Below are 14,835 nucleotides of genomic sequence, written 5' to 3' on the forward strand. Positions count from 1 at the left end.
CTAGGGGGTATATCTTCGGGGTATGGACAACCAGCAGAATCATCGGCATATGCGGCCCGATGAACCGGGACATTCTGGTCACGAGGGACATTCCGGACATTCGGGCCACGGCGGGCACGCAGGGCATGCGGGTCACGGCGATCACGTCGCGCAGTTCCGTCGCCTGTTCTGGATCATGCTCGTCATCGCCGTGCCTGTCGTCGCGTTCAGCCCGATGTTCGGCCACCTCGTCGGCTATGAGGTTCCCGAAACCGGCATCCTCGGTGCACTCCGATGGCTCGCGCCGATCCTCGGCACCGTCATGTACGTCTGGGGCGGCAAACCCTTCCTGACCGGCGGGCTCGACGAGATCAAGGGGCGCAGCCCCGGCATGATGCTGCTCATCGCACTGGCAATCACGGTCGCGTTCATCTCCTCCTGGGGCTCGTCGTTGGGTCTGCTCGACCCGCAGCTCGACTTCTGGTGGGAGCTGGCCCTGTTGGTCGTGATCATGCTCGCCGGTCACTGGATGGAGATGCGCTCACTGGCACAGACCACCTCGGCGCTGGACAGTCTCGCCGCACTGCTGCCCGATGAGGCGGAGAAGATCGTCGATGGGGAGACGGTGGCCATCGCTCCGGGCGAGCTTGTCGTCGGTGACATCGTCCTCGTCCGTCCCGGCTCCTCGGTTCCCGCCGACGGTCGGATCATCGACGGTTCGGCCCATATGGACGAGTCCATGGTCACCGGAGAGTCCGCCACGGTCCGACGGGGCGAAGGCGCTGCCGTTGTGGCTGGCACCGTCGCCACGGATTCCGGGCTCCGGGTCGAGATCACCGCGATCGGTGATGACACAACGCTGGCGGGAATCCAGAAGCTGGTCTCCGATGCTCAGAACTCTTCGTCGCGTGCGCAGCGCATCGCCGACAAGGCCTCGGCTTGGCTGTTCTGGTTCGCTCTCGGCGCTGCCGTGATCACCGCGGTAGTCTGGTCGCTCATCGGTATGCCTGACTCGGCGGTCGTGCGCACGATCACCGTGCTCGTCATCGCCTGTCCTCACGCCCTGGGCCTGGCCATTCCCCTGGTCGTCTCCATCGCCACCGAGCGCGCGGCCCGTGCCGGTGTCCTCGTCAAGGACCGGCTCGCACTCGAGACGATGCGCACGGTCGATTCAGTGCTCTTCGACAAGACCGGCACCCTGACGAAAGGTGAGCCGACAGTCACCAGCATCGAGGCTGTACCGAGCGACGGGGCCGCGCGGACCGAGGATGAATTGCTCGGTCTGGCCGCCGCGGCCGAAGCCGACAGCGAACACCCGTTGGCCACCGCCATCGTCAAGGCAGCCGCTGATCGAGGGATCGACGTGCCGAGTGCATCCGACTTCTCCTCGTCACCTGCGGTCGGTGTCAGAGCCGTCATCGCAGGCGAGACGGTCGAGGTCGGTGGACCCAGGCTGCTCGAGGCGCACGATGCCCCCGAGGCGAAGGCCGCGGAAGCGTGGAGGGCCGAAGGCGCCATCATCCTCCATGTGCTCGTCGATGGAGCCGTTGTCGGTGCCCTGCGGCTGGCCGATGAGATCCGCCCGGAATCGCGTGATGCCGTCGATGCGCTTCATGCCATCGGTGCGCGGGTCGTGATGATCACCGGAGACGCCGAGGCGGTCGCGCAGTCCGTTGCCTCCGAGCTCGGCATCGACCGTGTCTACGCCGGTGTCCACCCCGCTGACAAGGCTGCGAAGGTCTCCGAGCTGCAGGGGGAAAGCCGTCGTGTGGCGATGGTTGGTGACGGGGTCAACGATGCGCCGGCTTTGGCGCAGGCCGATGTCGGCATCGCCATCGGTGCCGGAACCGACGTGGCCATCGGCTCTGCCGGAGTCATCCTCGCCTCCGACGATCCGCGTTCAGTGCTCTCGATCGTCGAGCTCTCTCGCGCGACTTACCGGAAGATGAAGCAGAACCTGTGGTGGGCGGCCGGATACAACCTGCTGTCGGTGCCGTTGGCGGCAGGAATCCTCGCTCCCATCGGGTTCGTTCTGCCGATGAGCGTGGGCGCGATCCTGATGTCGATCTCGACGATCGTCGTCGCCCTCAACGCTCAGCTGCTGCGTCGACTCGACCTTCATCCGCAGGCGGCTGTCGAGCGAGTGCATTTCAAGAGCTGATCTCGGCGGAGACGACTGAGGCGGGTGATGCCGTTGAGCATCACCCGCCTCAGCGTGTTCTGACCGGCGGAGCTCTTCGCACCGGCGGAGTGTCAGCGCGCCAGCGTCTCGTCGATGGAGCTGGTTCCGGTGGCCAGAGTGACCTGCGTGCCCCACGGGTCGACGACTCGCACCGAACGTCCGTCATCGGCGAAATCGAGGCTGTGCGCACGCAGACGCGCGACCAGTGCATCCAGATCCTCGCGCCCGGGAACGGTGATCGCCACATCCCCGAGGCCGAGGCTGGCCGCCCGGGGGCCGGCACCGCGGCTGTTCCAGGTGTTAATGGCCACGTGGTGGTGGTAGCCGCCGGCCGCTGCGAAGAGGACTCCGGGCATCGACGACAGTGAGGGTTCGAAGCCGAGGGCGTCGACGTAGAACTCGCGGGCCTGCGGGATATTGCCGACCTGCAGGTGGACGTGGCCGACGATGCCGGGTTCGGCGGCAGTGTTCGCGAGGACGTCCTGGTTGAGGTGGCGTTCGAGGAAGCGGTTCGGATCGAGGTAGAGCGTATCCATCTGGACCTCACCGTCGAGTGAGTGAGTCCATTCCGAGCGGGCTCGGTCGATGTAGAGCTCGATGCCGTTGCCTTCGGGGTCGGTGAAGTAGAAGGCCTGACTGACCAGGTGATCGCTGGAGCCGACGAAGGTGCTGTTGGTGTTCTGCGCGGCGTGGGCGACCGTGGCTGCCAGGGCTTCCTTGGTGTCGAACAGGAACGCGGTGTGGAACAAGCCGGCCTGCTTGGGGTCGACGCCGGGCAGGCCCGGGGTTGCGACGAGCTTGACCAGGGGAGTGGTGCCGCGGCCGAGCACGCGGTGGACCTCACTGTCGCGGGAGGTCTCCTCGAGGGGCTCCATGGCGAGGGCGTTCGAGTAGTAGTTCGACATCTTCTCGAGATCGCCGACGCGCAGCGTCACGGCGTCCATTCCGGTGGCAGCGCTGAGTCGCTTCTCATCGACGACGGGCGTCTGCAGATCGGTGGGCTTTGGCGCCTGAATGGGAGTGGTGGGCATGCTGTTCTCCTGAGCGGATCGGCTGTTGTTGCCAGTGTAGGTCAATATGATTGAAGATTCAACTAAATGGGAGATGGATCTATTCCCGATCTGCACCGAGGCGCCCCGGATCCCACCGGAGCGCCCACGGTGCGACCGAGGCGATGCGGTACCAACGCGTGTCCGCCGATAGGCTGGTGCCATGAGGTTCGAATCGAGGTCCGCCCCTGCTCTCGCCGTCGCTGGGCTCCTGACCGCCGCACTCATCTCTCTCAGCGGCTGCGGCTCCGATTCCGGCTCATCGTCGGAATCCGAAACGACGCCGACGGCGACTCTGGATGTCGTGGAGCAGGGCTTCGATTCCCTCGACGAGCTCTCGGATTATGTGGCGCAGTCCTTTGACGGCGTCGAGGTGAGTCTCGAATCCGAGACGAACCCCGACTTCAACCAGGAGACCGAACCCGAACGCCTTCATGTCCACTTCGCCTCGACCGAGGACAGAGTCAAAGACTTGGAAGCCACGGCGTTCATCGTCCAGGCGACGTCACGGGCGGGTTTCGACTATGACATCCTCGTGGTCACCGGAGTCGTGTCGGCAGGGGAGTGGGCGTACCTCTACGACCGGTCGACTGTCGAAGAGCTCACCGCTGATGGTCAGATCGCTGTTGCCGATATCTGGGACTCAGCCGAACAGAGCTTCGACACCATTCACCGCTGAGTCTCTGCCGCCCTACTTCTCGACTGCAACGCCGTCGGCGTCGGCGAAGACCATCGCTCCCGGGCGGATCGTCGCGCCGCCGATCTCCAGGGTCACGTCGATCTCACCGGCACCGTCCTTCGCGCTCTTGCGCGGGTTGCTGGCCAGAGCCTTGATGCCGAACTCCATCTCGGCCAGCGCCTCACGGTCACGGACGGCACCGTTGATGACGACGCCGTTCCAGCCGTTTCGAACTCCTGCCTCGGCGATCATGTCACCCATGAGGGCGGTGGCGATCGATCCGTCACCGTCGATGACGAGCACGGCGCCGTCGCCGGGCTGGTTGAGGGTCTGCTTGACCAGTCCGTTGTCCTGGTAGCAGCGGATGGTGCGGGCCGGTCCGGAGAATGACGTTTTGGCTCCGAAATCGCCGAAGTTCAGAGCGATCGAATAGAGCTCGTCGCCGCGTTCGTCCCACAGGTCTGCTGTCGAAACTGTCATCTGGGTGCCTTCCGTCGGTGGTGGGAGCTGAGTGGTGCTCAGGCAAACGCCCGGGTACGGGCGTAGAGTCCGGGGACTCCGCCGGAGTGGATGAAGGTGACCTCGTCCTCGGAAGAGAAACGGCCGGATCTGATGAGGTCGATGAGGCCGGCCGCTGCCTTGCCGGTATAGACCGGGTCGAGGACGATGCCCTCGGTGCGGGCGAAGAGACGCACGGCCTCGACCATCTCGGGAGTCGGCAGAGCGTATCCCGTCCCGACATAGTCGCCGAGTCCCACTGTGGCGTCGCGAGGGACCGGGGGCAGATCGAGGAAGTGCGCCGTGGAATCGACGAGGTCGACGATCTTCGGCTCCTGCTCCGCCTGTGTCCGGCTGACGTTGATGCCGATGACCGGAGCATCGCTTCCTGCTCTGTGGAGGCCGACGACGAGTCCGGCCTGCATTCCGGCCGAACCGCTGGGCGTGACGATCGTGGGCGAATCCAGCCCCGCCTCGGCGAATTGGTCGAGCATCTCAACGGCACAGTCGACGTACCCGAGCGCACCGATCGGATTCGACCCGCCCACCGGGATGACGTAAGGCTTCCTGCCCTCGCCGCGCAGCTTCTCAGCCAGTTCTTCAGCCTCGCCGAGGAGGTCGGCCCCGTGGCCGAGCATCGTGACCGAATCCGCGCCGAGGAGGTCGAAGAGCAGGAAATTGCCCGTGTACTGCGGCGGGTTCGACCCTGCCGGTCCGAGGGCGGTGCCGTCAGGTCCGAGGTCCTCTTCGACGATGAGGTGACAGTCGAGGCCCTCGACGCGTGCAGCTGACAAGGTCAGTCGACAGTGATTGGACTGCACCCCGCCGACGGTGATGAGCGTGTCTGCGCCCTGTTCCAGGGCATCGGCGATGAGAAACTCGAGCTTGCGCGTCTTGTTCCCGCCCTGAGTCAGCCCCAGTTGGTCATCGCGTTTGATCCAGATCCGCGGTCCGCCGAGTTCGGCGGACAGGCTCCGCAGATGTTGGAGAGGCGTCGGCCCCGCGGTGTAGCGACGGCGCGGGACTTCATTCAGGGCGACCATGGTTCCCGAGTCTACCGAGCTGCTCAGCCCTGCTGACAAGATGCCGACCAGAATCTGGTCAACGGGATGTCAATGGGTCGTTCTCAGCCGACGAACTCGACCTCACGAACGGCATCGCGGCCTTTGTCCGCGGCGGTCGCGTTTCTCACTGTCAGATTCATGACCTCATGTGTGTCCAGGTTCGTGTAGGACACCCAGGTGTATCCCTTGCCGGAATCGGCTGACGTGCGATGCCAACGTTTGGCGTGCCCGTCGTTGTGCTCGGCGAGGGCAGTGACGACGTTCTTCGTGGCGAGCTGATCCACGACCACGGCATCACCGATGCCGTAGGCGGTGATCAGTCTGTCCGCGTACTTGACAGTACCCTTCGGGTGTCCCGAACTCTGGGGTGCCGGAGCGGCACTGGATGCGGGCGCGGAATCGGCGGAGGCGGCTGGCGGACCGACTGCGAGACCCAGGGAAGCGAGGCCGGCTAATGCGGCGACGCCCCACTTTGCGGCGTGAGTGCTGATGAAGGCGGGCATGGTGACATCTCCTCTTGCAGATCAGGAACATTGCTGGAATTGAGTATCGTCAGCCCAGGTGAGAGCCGTTTGCCTGAATCTGAACAGAAGCTGAGACGCTGAGTCGCAAATGCGGAAGTTCTATTGCGTTCCTATGACATCTCCGAGACATTCGGCCAGAAGGAGCCTTGACCGAATCTGCGAGCTCGGGAGTGTGACAGATTCACTGAGCATACGGAACCGAATCGTGATCATCCTCGTCGGCCTTGTCCATCCAGTCCTTACCGTCGAGGATGCGGGCGACCATCATCGAACTCGCCTGATCGCCGACGGAGTTGACGGTGGTGGCCGGGGGATCGATGACGGTTCCGATGATCTGGATGATCGGCAGTGCCGCGGCCGGGAAGCTGTAGAGGGTGATGATCATGAGCTCGCCGATGAAGCCGCCGGAGGGGATTCCTGCCATGACCATTCCGGCCAGCAGCGCCACGGCGATGGCGATGAGGATGTTCTCCAGGGTGAAGAAATCGCGCTGGAACACGGCAAAGAGGAAGGCGATCTTGAGGATCGCGGACAGGCTCGATCCTTCCATGTGGATCGTGGCACCGATCGGCACGATCGTCTCCCGGATGTCGCGGGGGACGCCGATCTTCTCTCCGGCACGCAGGTTCGCCGGGATCGCCGCCACCGAGGACGACGTACCCAAGGAGATCGCCGTGGGCTCGAGGATATTGCCCCAGAACCGAGAGACGCCTCGGCGGCCGCCGGCGAGGAAGGAGTAGAACGTGAACGCGAGGATGAAGTAGGCGATCGCCACCGGGTAGTAGACGAGGAACGCGCGAACATAGTCCCCGACGAGCTGGGAGCCGAGGTCACCGATGAGAGCGGCGAAGTAGGCACCGAGGCCGATCGGGGCGTAGTACATCACGATCGAGGTGAACTTGAGGAACACCTCGGTGCCGGAGTTGAGGAACTGGGCGAACGGCTTGCCCGCGTCGCCGATCCTGCTGGTGGCGAAGCCGACGATGACGGCGAAGACGATGAGTGCGAGCATGTGCTCGGCGGAGAGGATCTTCGAGAAGTCGTCGACGACGACGGTCTGGACGAGCTGGTCGCCGATGGACCCGACGTCCTCGACGTTCTCCGGCTCCTGCATCTCCACCTGGACGCCGTCCGTGGCGTTGAAGATGCGCAGCGCGGCGACCATGACGATGGAAGCGATGATGCCGGTGACGGCGAAGACTCCGAGCATGCTGCCCATGATCTTGCCCAGTCGCGCGGCCGAGGACATTCCCGCGACCGCGGAGGCGATGGAGAAGAACACGAGCGGCACGACGAGAGTGAACATCATGTTGATGAACAGCGTGCCGAACGGTTTGATGACGGTGGCACGTTCCCCGAAGACGAGGCCGATGATCGCGCCGATGACCACTCCTGCCAGGATGAAGAGCGGGAAGCGGTAGTTGCGGAGGATCCGCAGGAAACTCGATGGATGCGGCTTCGAATCAGACGTCTGCGCCGGCGAGGCAGTGGGGGAGGGCATAGGCTCTGCCTTTCATTTCAGCATCGTTGTTCCGCCGACTTGTCGGCGTGGCATCAGGGCCCTGGCGATCCTACCTGGGGCACAGCAGAACCCGGCACGCGGATGGCCGTGTACCGGGCTGCTGATGTTCGCTCGAGCCGACGAATCAGCTCTCAGGCTGATCGATGATCAGTCGTCGTAGCTCGAGTGGGATTCGTCGACAGCGAGATGAGAGCCGTCGGGATTGCGGTAGAGCTTCACTCCCTCGTGTTCGGCCGTGGCTTGCAGCCGTTCTTCGGAACTGTCCTCTAGGTAGCCGACCTTCTGCCCCTGGCCGATGTTGGCGCTCTTGAACGCCTTCGAGAACTTTTCGATCGTCTCTGCCAACTTCGATGATCGATGCGTTTCTGCGGTCATGATCCTTCGCCCCATTCCCACGCAGATTGTAGAGAGAATTATAGCTCTCGCGGGGGCCTGAACCCAGGGATGAGGAGCGTCTGGCGGACCTCACAACTGATCAATAGCCAAACCTTTGCACTGTGAGAGGGCGAATCGCTTTACTTAACGAACGTTTAGCTCTAGTTTGGTCTCGTGACTGAACAGAGCAAAGGCAACGGCGTCTTGACGACTGCGACAGAATCCATCCTCTCCGCCAAGGACATCGAGTTCCAACTCTACGACTGGCTCAAGGTCGACGAACTCTGCGACCGACCTCGCTTCTCCGACCATTCGCGTGAAGTCTTCGACTCCGTGCTCGAAGCCAGCGAGGAGCTTGCCAAGGAGCGGTTCGCGACCCATGCACGGAAGTCCGACCTCAATGAACCGACTTTCGACGGCACTGCGGTGACGCTGATTCCTGAGATCAAGTCTGCGCTCGACCAGTTCGCCGGCATCGGCCTGCTGTCGGCGACGATGGATGAGAGCGTCGGCGGAATTCAGCTGCCGCAGACGGTCGCGAAGGCCTGCTTCGCCTGGTTCCAGGCGGCTAATATCGGCACCGCCAGCTACCCGATGCTGACCATGGCCAACGCCAATCTGCTGCTTGAGTACGGCACTGAAGAACTGATCGAGAAGTACGTAGTGCCTGAGCTCGACGGCCGCTTCTTCGGCACCATGTGTCTGTCCGAACCCGAGGTCGGATCCTCCCTGGGAGATGTCACCACGAAAGCCGTTCCGGATCCCCAGGGCGGCGACGATGCGTTCCGCGTCCACGGCACGAAGATGTGGATCTCCGGCGGCGACCACGAACTCTCGGAGAACATCGTCCACCTCGTCCTGGCCCGTGCCGAGGGTGACCAGCCAGGTGTCAAAGGTCTGGGTCTGTTCCTCGTTCCGAAGTACCTCGTCAACGACGATGGCAGCCTCGGTGAACGCAATGATGTCGTTCTGTCCGGGCTCAATCACAAGACGGGGTGGCGCGGAACGACGAACACTCTGCTCAACTTCGGTGAGGGCACGCACACTCCGGCCGGTTCCGCTGGTGCTGTGGGCTACCTCGTGGGGGAGCGGGGCAAGGGTCTGGCCTGTATGTTCCACATGATGAACGAGGCTCGCATCGGTGTCGGAGCAGGTGCGGTCGGACTGGGGTACCACGGGTACCTCGATGCCCTCCGCTATGCCCGCGATCGCCGTCAGGGTCGTCCCGACGGTGCGAAGGGATCCGGTGGTGAGCCGATCCCGATCGCGGAGCACTCCGATGTCCGGCGCATGCTGCTGTCGTCGAAGAGCTACGTCGAGGGCGGGCTCGGGCTCATCCTCTATGCCGCGCGTCTGCTCGACGAATCCGAAACTGCTGATTCCGAAGTCGAGCGGGATCGTGCGGCACTGCTGCTCGATGTGCTCACCCCGATCGTCAAGACCTGGCCGAGTGTGTGGTGCCTGAAAGCCAACGACCACGCCATTCAGGTGCTCGGCGGAGCGGGATACACTCGCGATCACGATGTCGAACAGCTCTACCGCGACAATCGGCTCAACCCGATCCACGAGGGCACGCACGGCATCCAGGCCAAGGATCTGCTCGGCCGTAAGGTCGTCATGAAGGGTGGGGTCGGTCTGCAGGTGTTGCTGGAGCAGATGCGGGAGACCCTCGCCGAGGCGGCCGACCGCTCCGACTGGTGCGCCGAGACCGCGGCGCTGAAGAAGGCCGTCGATCGGATCGAATCCGTGACCGCCGCAGTGTGGTCGAGCGGGGATCCAACGGTGGCTCTCGACAATGCGTGGACCTATTTGGAAGCAGTGGGCCACACGGTCATGGCCTGGCTGTGGCTGCAGCAGGGCATGGCCGCCGAGACGACCATCGGTGAACGTGGCGACTCTGCTTTCCTCAAAGGAAAGATCGCCGCGGCGCGGTATTTCTTTGCTCACGAACTGCCGCAGACCGGTCCTTGGTTCGATCTCGTGGAGAGCAGAGAGACGACGTTTGCCGACCTCGACGACTCGTGGCTGTGAGTTCGTTCAAGAACTGACAGTTGGATACCCGTCATCTGTCTTCACATGCGGATGGCGGGTATCTGTCTGTTGAGGCTCAGACGCTGCAGTCGGGTCTTCGTCTGTCGGCGATGATGAGCAGCCGAAGGAACACTCCGCCGATGAGCAGGCCGCCGATCAGGTCAGTGGCCCAATGCCAGCCGAGAGCGAAGGACACGACCACGGAATTCACGCTGACGGCGGCGACACCCAACCACAGCAGACGCGCGGTTCTCGTCGAGACATCCGCATAGGTGACGATGAGGTAGGCGACAGCACCGTAGATGAGCACCGCTTCGGAGGCATGCCCTGAGGGGTAGCTGATTCCGCGGCCGCCGATGTCGATGAGACCGCCTTCGAAGAACCGCGGATCATGCAGAGTCGTCGACGGGCGGGCAAAGAGCACCTTGAGTGAGCCGATGCCGAGATAGAAGGCAGCTTCGACAGCGACCGCGAAGACGACCGGTCGCCAGGACCGACGTTTGCGCGCAAGCACGATGGCGGTGATCGCCAAGACGGGAAGACAGACGGCCTGGCCTGCGATGGGGTCGAGGACGTGCTGAAAGAACCAGACGAGATCGGGTTCGAAGAGATAGAGCCACCGTCGATTGAGCTTGTAGTCCCAGACTCGCAGCGGGCCTGCCGCGGCGAATGTGACGACGATGAAAGCGGCGGCCAAGACCCAGAATGAGGTTGCCCAGGACAGCAACCCCTGTGCTCGTTGTGTCCACTGACTGCGATCTGAGGGGCTGCCGATTATCTTTTCGGATTCGACGTAGGACTCAGCAACCATCAGTGTCGATCTTAGACGGAGTGGGCAATCACTTCTGCGGTGCGGGATTAAGACACGGTAAATTTTTAGAGGAGTCCGCGGGCACGGACCACCGTCGTCGCCACACGCACACGATTGTCAGTGTCGAGCTTGATGTTGATCCGGTTGAGATGTGTCTTCACGGTCGCCAGACTCATGAAGGTCTGCTGGGCGATCTGCGAATTCGACAGGCCTTCGGCAACGAGCTGTGCCACTTCCAACTCCCGTTCGGTCAGTTCTGCCAGCAGCTGCTCCGCTTCCCGCTGCAGATTGCGGTCGGGATTCGAGGTGACTTTCGCGATCATCTGTCGCATTGCCTGCGGTGCCAGGATCGGTTCGCCGGAGTGTACCTTGCGGACCGCCTCGGCGAGCTCGAGCGGACCGATGTCTTTGAGGAGGTAACCGGCGGCGCCGACTTCGAGAGCACGCAGAAGATAGTCATCGGTGCTCATACTGGTCAGGGCGACCACCTTCGGCGGGCGCACCCCGTTGAGGAGACGTTCGGTCGCGTCGATGCCGCCCATCCCCGGCATCCGCATGTCCATGAGCACGACATCGGGGAAGTGCAGAGTGGCCTTCTCGATGGACTCTTCACCGCTGGCTGCCGAAGCGATGACTTCGATATCGTCGGCTGCCTGCAGAATTCCCCTGATCCCGGTGATGACCATGGCATCGTCATCGACGACCATGACGCGGATCGGAGAGTCGGCTGAGTTCATGCATGTCACATTACCCGAGGGCACGGACACCACACGTCACTGCTGCAGGGGAGGACCGGAGGTCGAGTCATCCGCCGCGGTCGACAGCGGTGGAAAGGTCACGTCCACGCAGAAATCTCCGTCGCGGACTCCGATCGAGGTCTCACCGCCGAACAGATCCACGCGTTCGCGGATGCCGATCAGTCCGGCTCCCGACCCGGTCGAAGCGAGGTGCGCTGGCGACTCCGGTGATGGTCCGTCGACCGGCGGACCCCATTGCGCTTGGATTTCGGCGGGAGGAGCCCACGGCGACTGAGTCGGCCTCGGCGGGGCCGACACCGGATTGCGTACGGAGATCCGGGCGCCGTCCGCGGCCGAAAAGGTCAGTTCGACAGTGACCGGTGTTGTGGGTGCATGCTTCATTGCGTTCGTCAGCGCCTCCTGGACGATGCGATAGATCGCCCGGTCGAGGCCGGCAGGACAGGCATCGACGTCTTGGAGCATGACGGAGGGCCGGACGACCAATCCGGTCGACTGGACGGAGGCGATGAGCGCCGGGATCGACCGCATCGACGCCTGATTCGGAGGTGCCGTCGACTCCTGCTGGGGATTCGGATCATGGAGCCTGCCGTCTCTGACCCCTCCGACCAGATGGCGCAGATCCTCCACGGACGCCCGTGCCTCCTGCCTGAGAGCAGAGGCAGTCGAGGCTACCTCCGGATCCGTGCCCGCACCGACCTCCAGCGCACCGCTGTGCAGTGAGATCACCGACAGACGATGAGACAGAGTGTCGTGGAGCTCTCGCGCCAGCATTTCCCGCTCGGACTGTCGGGCCAGCTCGGCAGACAAGGACTCGCTGCGCAGCGTCTCCCGTTCGGCGATGGACTCCACCGCCCGCATCCGCTTCGTCCGCCGCAGCAGCACACCGACACCGAGGCTGACGCCCAGACCGATGAGCGCTGCAGTCACAGTGACGATCGTCATCGCCAAGAGGGACTCGTCGGCAGGAACCATGGCCTCGGCATCAGTCACCTGCGTCGGGTCGGGCAGAAAGAAGAGACCGAAAGGATTGTGCTCCGGCGCTGCCAGGCGCATCCTCACTGTCGAGAACACGACCAGGGCAACGCCCACTGTCGAAGCGATGACGGCCTGGCGCTTGGGAGCGCGGATGACGAGGTGGAAGAGCGCGATGAGCAGCAGGAGAGCATCGCCCCAGCCGGCGGTCAGCAGGGCTCCGATGATGAAAGGCACCCACGGCCACCGTCGGCGCACGAACACTGTGATCCACGCGAGGAAGAGCAGGAGGACAGCGACGATTCCGATGTCATTGAGCTCACCGTCCGTGAACGCCCAGGCATTGGCCGTCACGGCCATCGCGGAGACGAAGATCCCGAGAACATAGAGAACGACGCTGACGAGGATGCCGAGGACGATGCGCACGCCGCGGGGGAGTCGGCGAGGCGGCCGCAGCCGCCGACCGACCGCCGGGCCGGACTCTTGGGGCTCACGACCGGGAACGGTCGGAGGGACGGGATGAGCTGACACAGAAGAATCGTAACCGCCGGCACTGACGCATGTAGTCCATCGATCGGCCAGGCACCGTCAACCGATCGGCTCTGTAAGACCAGCCCGAAGGCGGACGCGCTCGAACGAGCGACGAACGAAGCTCGAGACATCAGCTGTCAAGCATCCTCGAAGGAGCGTCATGTCCCAGCCGCAGAGCCCCCAGAACCCGCCGCAGCCCCCGTCCTCGCCGCAGACCCCTCACGGCCCGCAGTACCGCATCCCCCAGCACCAGCCCCATCCCCAGCAGGCTCCACAGTACGGGAACCAGCAACAATGGGCACCGGCCCATCCCGGTGCCGGAGGCGGTAACCCGGGTGGCCCCTACCCGCCGCAGCAGCCTGGCGGCTTCGGTCAGAAACCGCCGAAGCAGAAGAAGCCGCTGCTCAAGCGCTGGTGGTTCTGGCTCATCGTCATCATCGTCGTCATCGCCATGTTCAGCGCACTCGGCGGCGGAGGCGACGACACGTCGACGGACTCGTCAGGCACGAGTTCTGCCGACGGACAGCAGGCCGGCTCAACCGAGGCCGACGGAGCCTCTGCCGAGAAGAAGGCCGAAGAGAAGATGGCAGACAAGGCAGAAGCCTCACACGGAATCGGAGACACTGTGGCCGCCGATGACTGGGAGATCACGGTTGCGAAGGTCGAAGACGGCGTCTCACAGGTCGGTGACGAATTCCTCAATGCCCAGGCGCAGGGAGAGTTCGTCCAGATCCGCCTGGCAGTGAAGAACACCGGATCGGAACCGAACTACTTCTTCGAAGACGACATCAAACTCGGTGACGACGCCGGCAACACCTACTCAGCTGACTCCGAAGCCGGAATCTACGCAGCAGAAGACAATATCCTCTTCCTTGAAGAGATCAATCCCGGCAACACTGCCGAAGGCGTTCTCGTCTTCGATGTGCCCGAAGACGTCGATCCGAACACGCTGACCTTCTCCGGCGGACTGTTCTCCGACCCGGTTGAGATCTCCTTGAAGTGAATCAGCCCTTCAGCCGTGCCGCCCGGTCGATGATCGACCGGGCGGCACCGACCGTCTGCGCGAGGAAACCGCGGCCGAACAGACGGATATGGGCAAGCAGAGCGAAGAAGCTGTGCGCGGGCAGGTCCTCCTGCCAGTCGTCCGGCATCGGGTGGGCCTGCTCGTAGCCGGAGAAGATCTCCTCGAGAAACGGGGTGCCGAAGAGCGCGAGCAAAGCGAGGTCTTCCAGTCGGTGGCCGCCGTGTGCGGCCGGATCGATGAGCGTCACTCCGGTCGGCGTCCACATGAGGTTCCCCGCCCACAGGTCCCCATGGATGCGCGCCGGGGTTTCCTCGCCTTCACCGCAGACGCCGGCGAAGGCGCCAGACGCGATGGCATCGATCGCCGAGGCGACCGTTGCCCGATCCTCACCCCTGAGATCCCCGGCAACCGCAGCGGTCAGAGGTCGTAAGCGCTGCTCGACCCAATAGTCGGTGAAGTCGTCGACGGGCTCGGCAGGCACCTCGAAGGGACTGTCGAGGGGGCCGAAGAATGACTGCGGGCTCGGTGACCAACCGAAACCGGGAGCACCTGCATCGTGGAGCCGGGCGAGGTCACGACCGAAGGTCGCGGCCGCCTCGGCGTCGGGACCGGTCTCTCGAAGACGGCGCAGCCGGAGAAAATCCGGCCCGTGCTCGAACACTTCGACGACCGGGACCACACCTGGTTCGGCCAGCCATCTCAGGCCGGCGGCCTCGGCGGCGAAGAAGCCGTTCGGGGCGGACTTCCGCAGTTTGAGGAAATCAGTCATGGTCCCAGAGTAGTGGTCCGATCGCCGACTATCAGCCTGATCACGGTCACGGGCGTCGTCGGGGTCC

At 63.7% G+C, this 14,835-nt stretch carries 14 protein-coding genes; 4 read left to right on the top strand and 10 right to left on the bottom strand.

What is annotated here, in order from left to right; genetic code table 11:
* Positions 1-49: 49 nt before the first annotated feature.
* The gene (locus HIM68_RS00505; RefSeq protein WP_172170179.1) at positions 50-2,140 is read left to right on the top strand and encodes a heavy metal translocating P-type ATPase; all 2,091 of its coding nucleotides are present in this window, start codon (positions 50-52) and stop codon (positions 2,138-2,140) included.
* A gap of 92 nt (positions 2,141-2,232) precedes the next feature.
* Here the strand turns inward: HIM68_RS00505 and HIM68_RS00510 are convergent, their stop codons facing one another.
* Complete coding sequence (locus HIM68_RS00510) at positions 2,233-3,192, bottom strand: VOC family protein (protein WP_172168726.1); 960 nt, start codon at positions 3,190-3,192, stop codon at positions 2,233-2,235.
* A 181-nt stretch (positions 3,193-3,373) separates the two neighbouring features.
* Between HIM68_RS00510 and HIM68_RS00515 the strand changes: the two genes are divergently transcribed.
* Entirely contained in the window at positions 3,374-3,889 is a 516-nt protein-coding gene (locus HIM68_RS00515) for a hypothetical protein (RefSeq protein ID WP_172168729.1), read from the top strand.
* Positions 3,890-3,901: 12 nt separating this feature from the next.
* Here HIM68_RS00515 and rraA read toward each other — a convergent pair whose 3' ends face one another.
* The 5 genes from rraA to HIM68_RS00540 form a co-directional block, all read right to left on the bottom strand.
* Positions 3,902-4,369: a ribonuclease E activity regulator RraA gene (gene rraA / locus HIM68_RS00520; RefSeq protein WP_172168732.1), complete on the bottom strand. Its 468-nt coding sequence runs from the start codon at positions 4,367-4,369 to the stop codon at positions 3,902-3,904.
* Positions 4,370-4,407: 38 nt separating this feature from the next.
* On the bottom strand, positions 4,408-5,430 hold the full coding sequence (locus HIM68_RS00525) for a D-cysteine desulfhydrase (RefSeq protein WP_172168735.1): 1,023 nt from the start codon (positions 5,428-5,430) through the stop codon (positions 4,408-4,410).
* Positions 5,431-5,513: 83 nt separating this feature from the next.
* Positions 5,514-5,954 carry a hypothetical protein gene (locus HIM68_RS00530; protein WP_172168738.1) on the bottom strand — a complete coding sequence of 147 codons (441 nt, stop codon included), beginning with the start codon at positions 5,952-5,954 and terminating at the stop codon, positions 5,514-5,516.
* A gap of 202 nt (positions 5,955-6,156) precedes the next feature.
* A complete protein-coding gene (locus HIM68_RS00535; protein ID WP_172168741.1) occupies positions 6,157-7,476 on the bottom strand; it encodes a dicarboxylate/amino acid:cation symporter in 1,320 nt (439 codons plus the stop codon).
* A gap of 168 nt (positions 7,477-7,644) precedes the next feature.
* Positions 7,645-7,872, bottom strand: a complete 228-nt coding sequence (locus tag HIM68_RS00540) for a hypothetical protein (protein ID WP_172168744.1) — start codon at positions 7,870-7,872, stop codon at positions 7,645-7,647.
* 174 nt (positions 7,873-8,046) lie between these two features.
* Between HIM68_RS00540 and HIM68_RS00545 the strand changes: the two genes are divergently transcribed.
* The gene (locus HIM68_RS00545; protein ID WP_367647399.1) at positions 8,047-9,903 is read left to right on the top strand and encodes an acyl-CoA dehydrogenase; all 1,857 of its coding nucleotides are present in this window, start codon (positions 8,047-8,049) and stop codon (positions 9,901-9,903) included.
* Between the two features lie 76 nt (positions 9,904-9,979).
* Here the strand turns inward: HIM68_RS00545 and HIM68_RS00550 are convergent, their stop codons facing one another.
* The 3 genes from HIM68_RS00550 to HIM68_RS00560 all read right to left on the bottom strand — a co-directional run bounded on the left by HIM68_RS00550 (position 9,980) and on the right by HIM68_RS00560 (position 12,975).
* On the bottom strand, positions 9,980-10,714 hold the full coding sequence (locus HIM68_RS00550) for a phosphatase PAP2 family protein (protein ID WP_253903672.1): 735 nt from the start codon (positions 10,712-10,714) through the stop codon (positions 9,980-9,982).
* A gap of 65 nt (positions 10,715-10,779) precedes the next feature.
* A complete protein-coding gene (locus tag HIM68_RS00555) occupies positions 10,780-11,451 on the bottom strand; it encodes a response regulator transcription factor (protein WP_172168747.1) in 672 nt (223 codons plus the stop codon).
* Positions 11,452-11,487: 36 nt separating this feature from the next.
* On the bottom strand, positions 11,488-12,975 hold the full coding sequence (locus HIM68_RS00560) for a sensor histidine kinase (RefSeq protein WP_367647401.1): 1,488 nt from the start codon (positions 12,973-12,975) through the stop codon (positions 11,488-11,490).
* A 160-nt stretch (positions 12,976-13,135) separates the two neighbouring features.
* On the opposite strand from HIM68_RS00560, the gene HIM68_RS00565 reads away from it, so the two are divergent.
* Positions 13,136-13,978, top strand: coding sequence for a DUF4352 domain-containing protein (locus tag HIM68_RS00565; RefSeq protein WP_253903673.1), 843 nt, complete (start codon positions 13,136-13,138; stop codon positions 13,976-13,978).
* Between the two features lies 1 nt (position 13,979).
* Here the strand turns inward: HIM68_RS00565 and HIM68_RS00570 are convergent, their stop codons facing one another.
* On the bottom strand, positions 13,980-14,768 hold the full coding sequence (locus tag HIM68_RS00570) for a fructosamine kinase family protein (protein WP_172168750.1): 789 nt from the start codon (positions 14,766-14,768) through the stop codon (positions 13,980-13,982).
* Positions 14,769-14,835: the final 67 nt, after the last annotated feature.

It is taken from the genome of Brevibacterium sp. CT2-23B (genome assembly GCF_013168765.1).
GTDB lineage: Bacteria > Actinomycetota > Actinomycetes > Actinomycetales > Brevibacteriaceae > Brevibacterium > Brevibacterium sediminis.

What these genes read in the sequence shown, in the direction of transcription:
- HIM68_RS00505 (WP_172170179.1), top strand. Translation starts at nt 50, where the DNA reads ATGCGGCCCGATGAACCGGGACATTCTGGTCACGAGGGACATTCCGGA.
- HIM68_RS00510 (WP_172168726.1), bottom strand. Translation starts at nt 3,192, where the DNA reads ATGCCCACCACTCCCATTCAGGCGCCAAAGCCCACCGATCTGCAGACG.
- HIM68_RS00515 (WP_172168729.1), top strand. Translation starts at nt 3,374, where the DNA reads ATGAGGTTCGAATCGAGGTCCGCCCCTGCTCTCGCCGTCGCTGGGCTC.
- rraA (WP_172168732.1), bottom strand. Translation starts at nt 4,369, where the DNA reads ATGACAGTTTCGACAGCAGACCTGTGGGACGAACGCGGCGACGAGCTC.
- HIM68_RS00525 (WP_172168735.1), bottom strand. Translation starts at nt 5,430, where the DNA reads ATGGTCGCCCTGAATGAAGTCCCGCGCCGTCGCTACACCGCGGGGCCG.
- HIM68_RS00530 (WP_172168738.1), bottom strand. Translation starts at nt 5,954, where the DNA reads ATGCCCGCCTTCATCAGCACTCACGCCGCAAAGTGGGGCGTCGCCGCA.
- HIM68_RS00535 (WP_172168741.1), bottom strand. Translation starts at nt 7,476, where the DNA reads ATGCCCTCCCCCACTGCCTCGCCGGCGCAGACGTCTGATTCGAAGCCG.
- HIM68_RS00540 (WP_172168744.1), bottom strand. Translation starts at nt 7,872, where the DNA reads ATGACCGCAGAAACGCATCGATCATCGAAGTTGGCAGAGACGATCGAA.
- HIM68_RS00550 (WP_253903672.1), bottom strand. Translation starts at nt 10,714, where the DNA reads ATGGTTGCTGAGTCCTACGTCGAATCCGAAAAGATAATCGGCAGCCCC.
- HIM68_RS00555 (WP_172168747.1), bottom strand. Translation starts at nt 11,451, where the DNA reads ATGAACTCAGCCGACTCTCCGATCCGCGTCATGGTCGTCGATGACGAT.
- HIM68_RS00565 (WP_253903673.1), top strand. Translation starts at nt 13,136, where the DNA reads ATGTCCCAGCCGCAGAGCCCCCAGAACCCGCCGCAGCCCCCGTCCTCG.
- HIM68_RS00570 (WP_172168750.1), bottom strand. Translation starts at nt 14,768, where the DNA reads ATGACTGATTTCCTCAAACTGCGGAAGTCCGCCCCGAACGGCTTCTTC.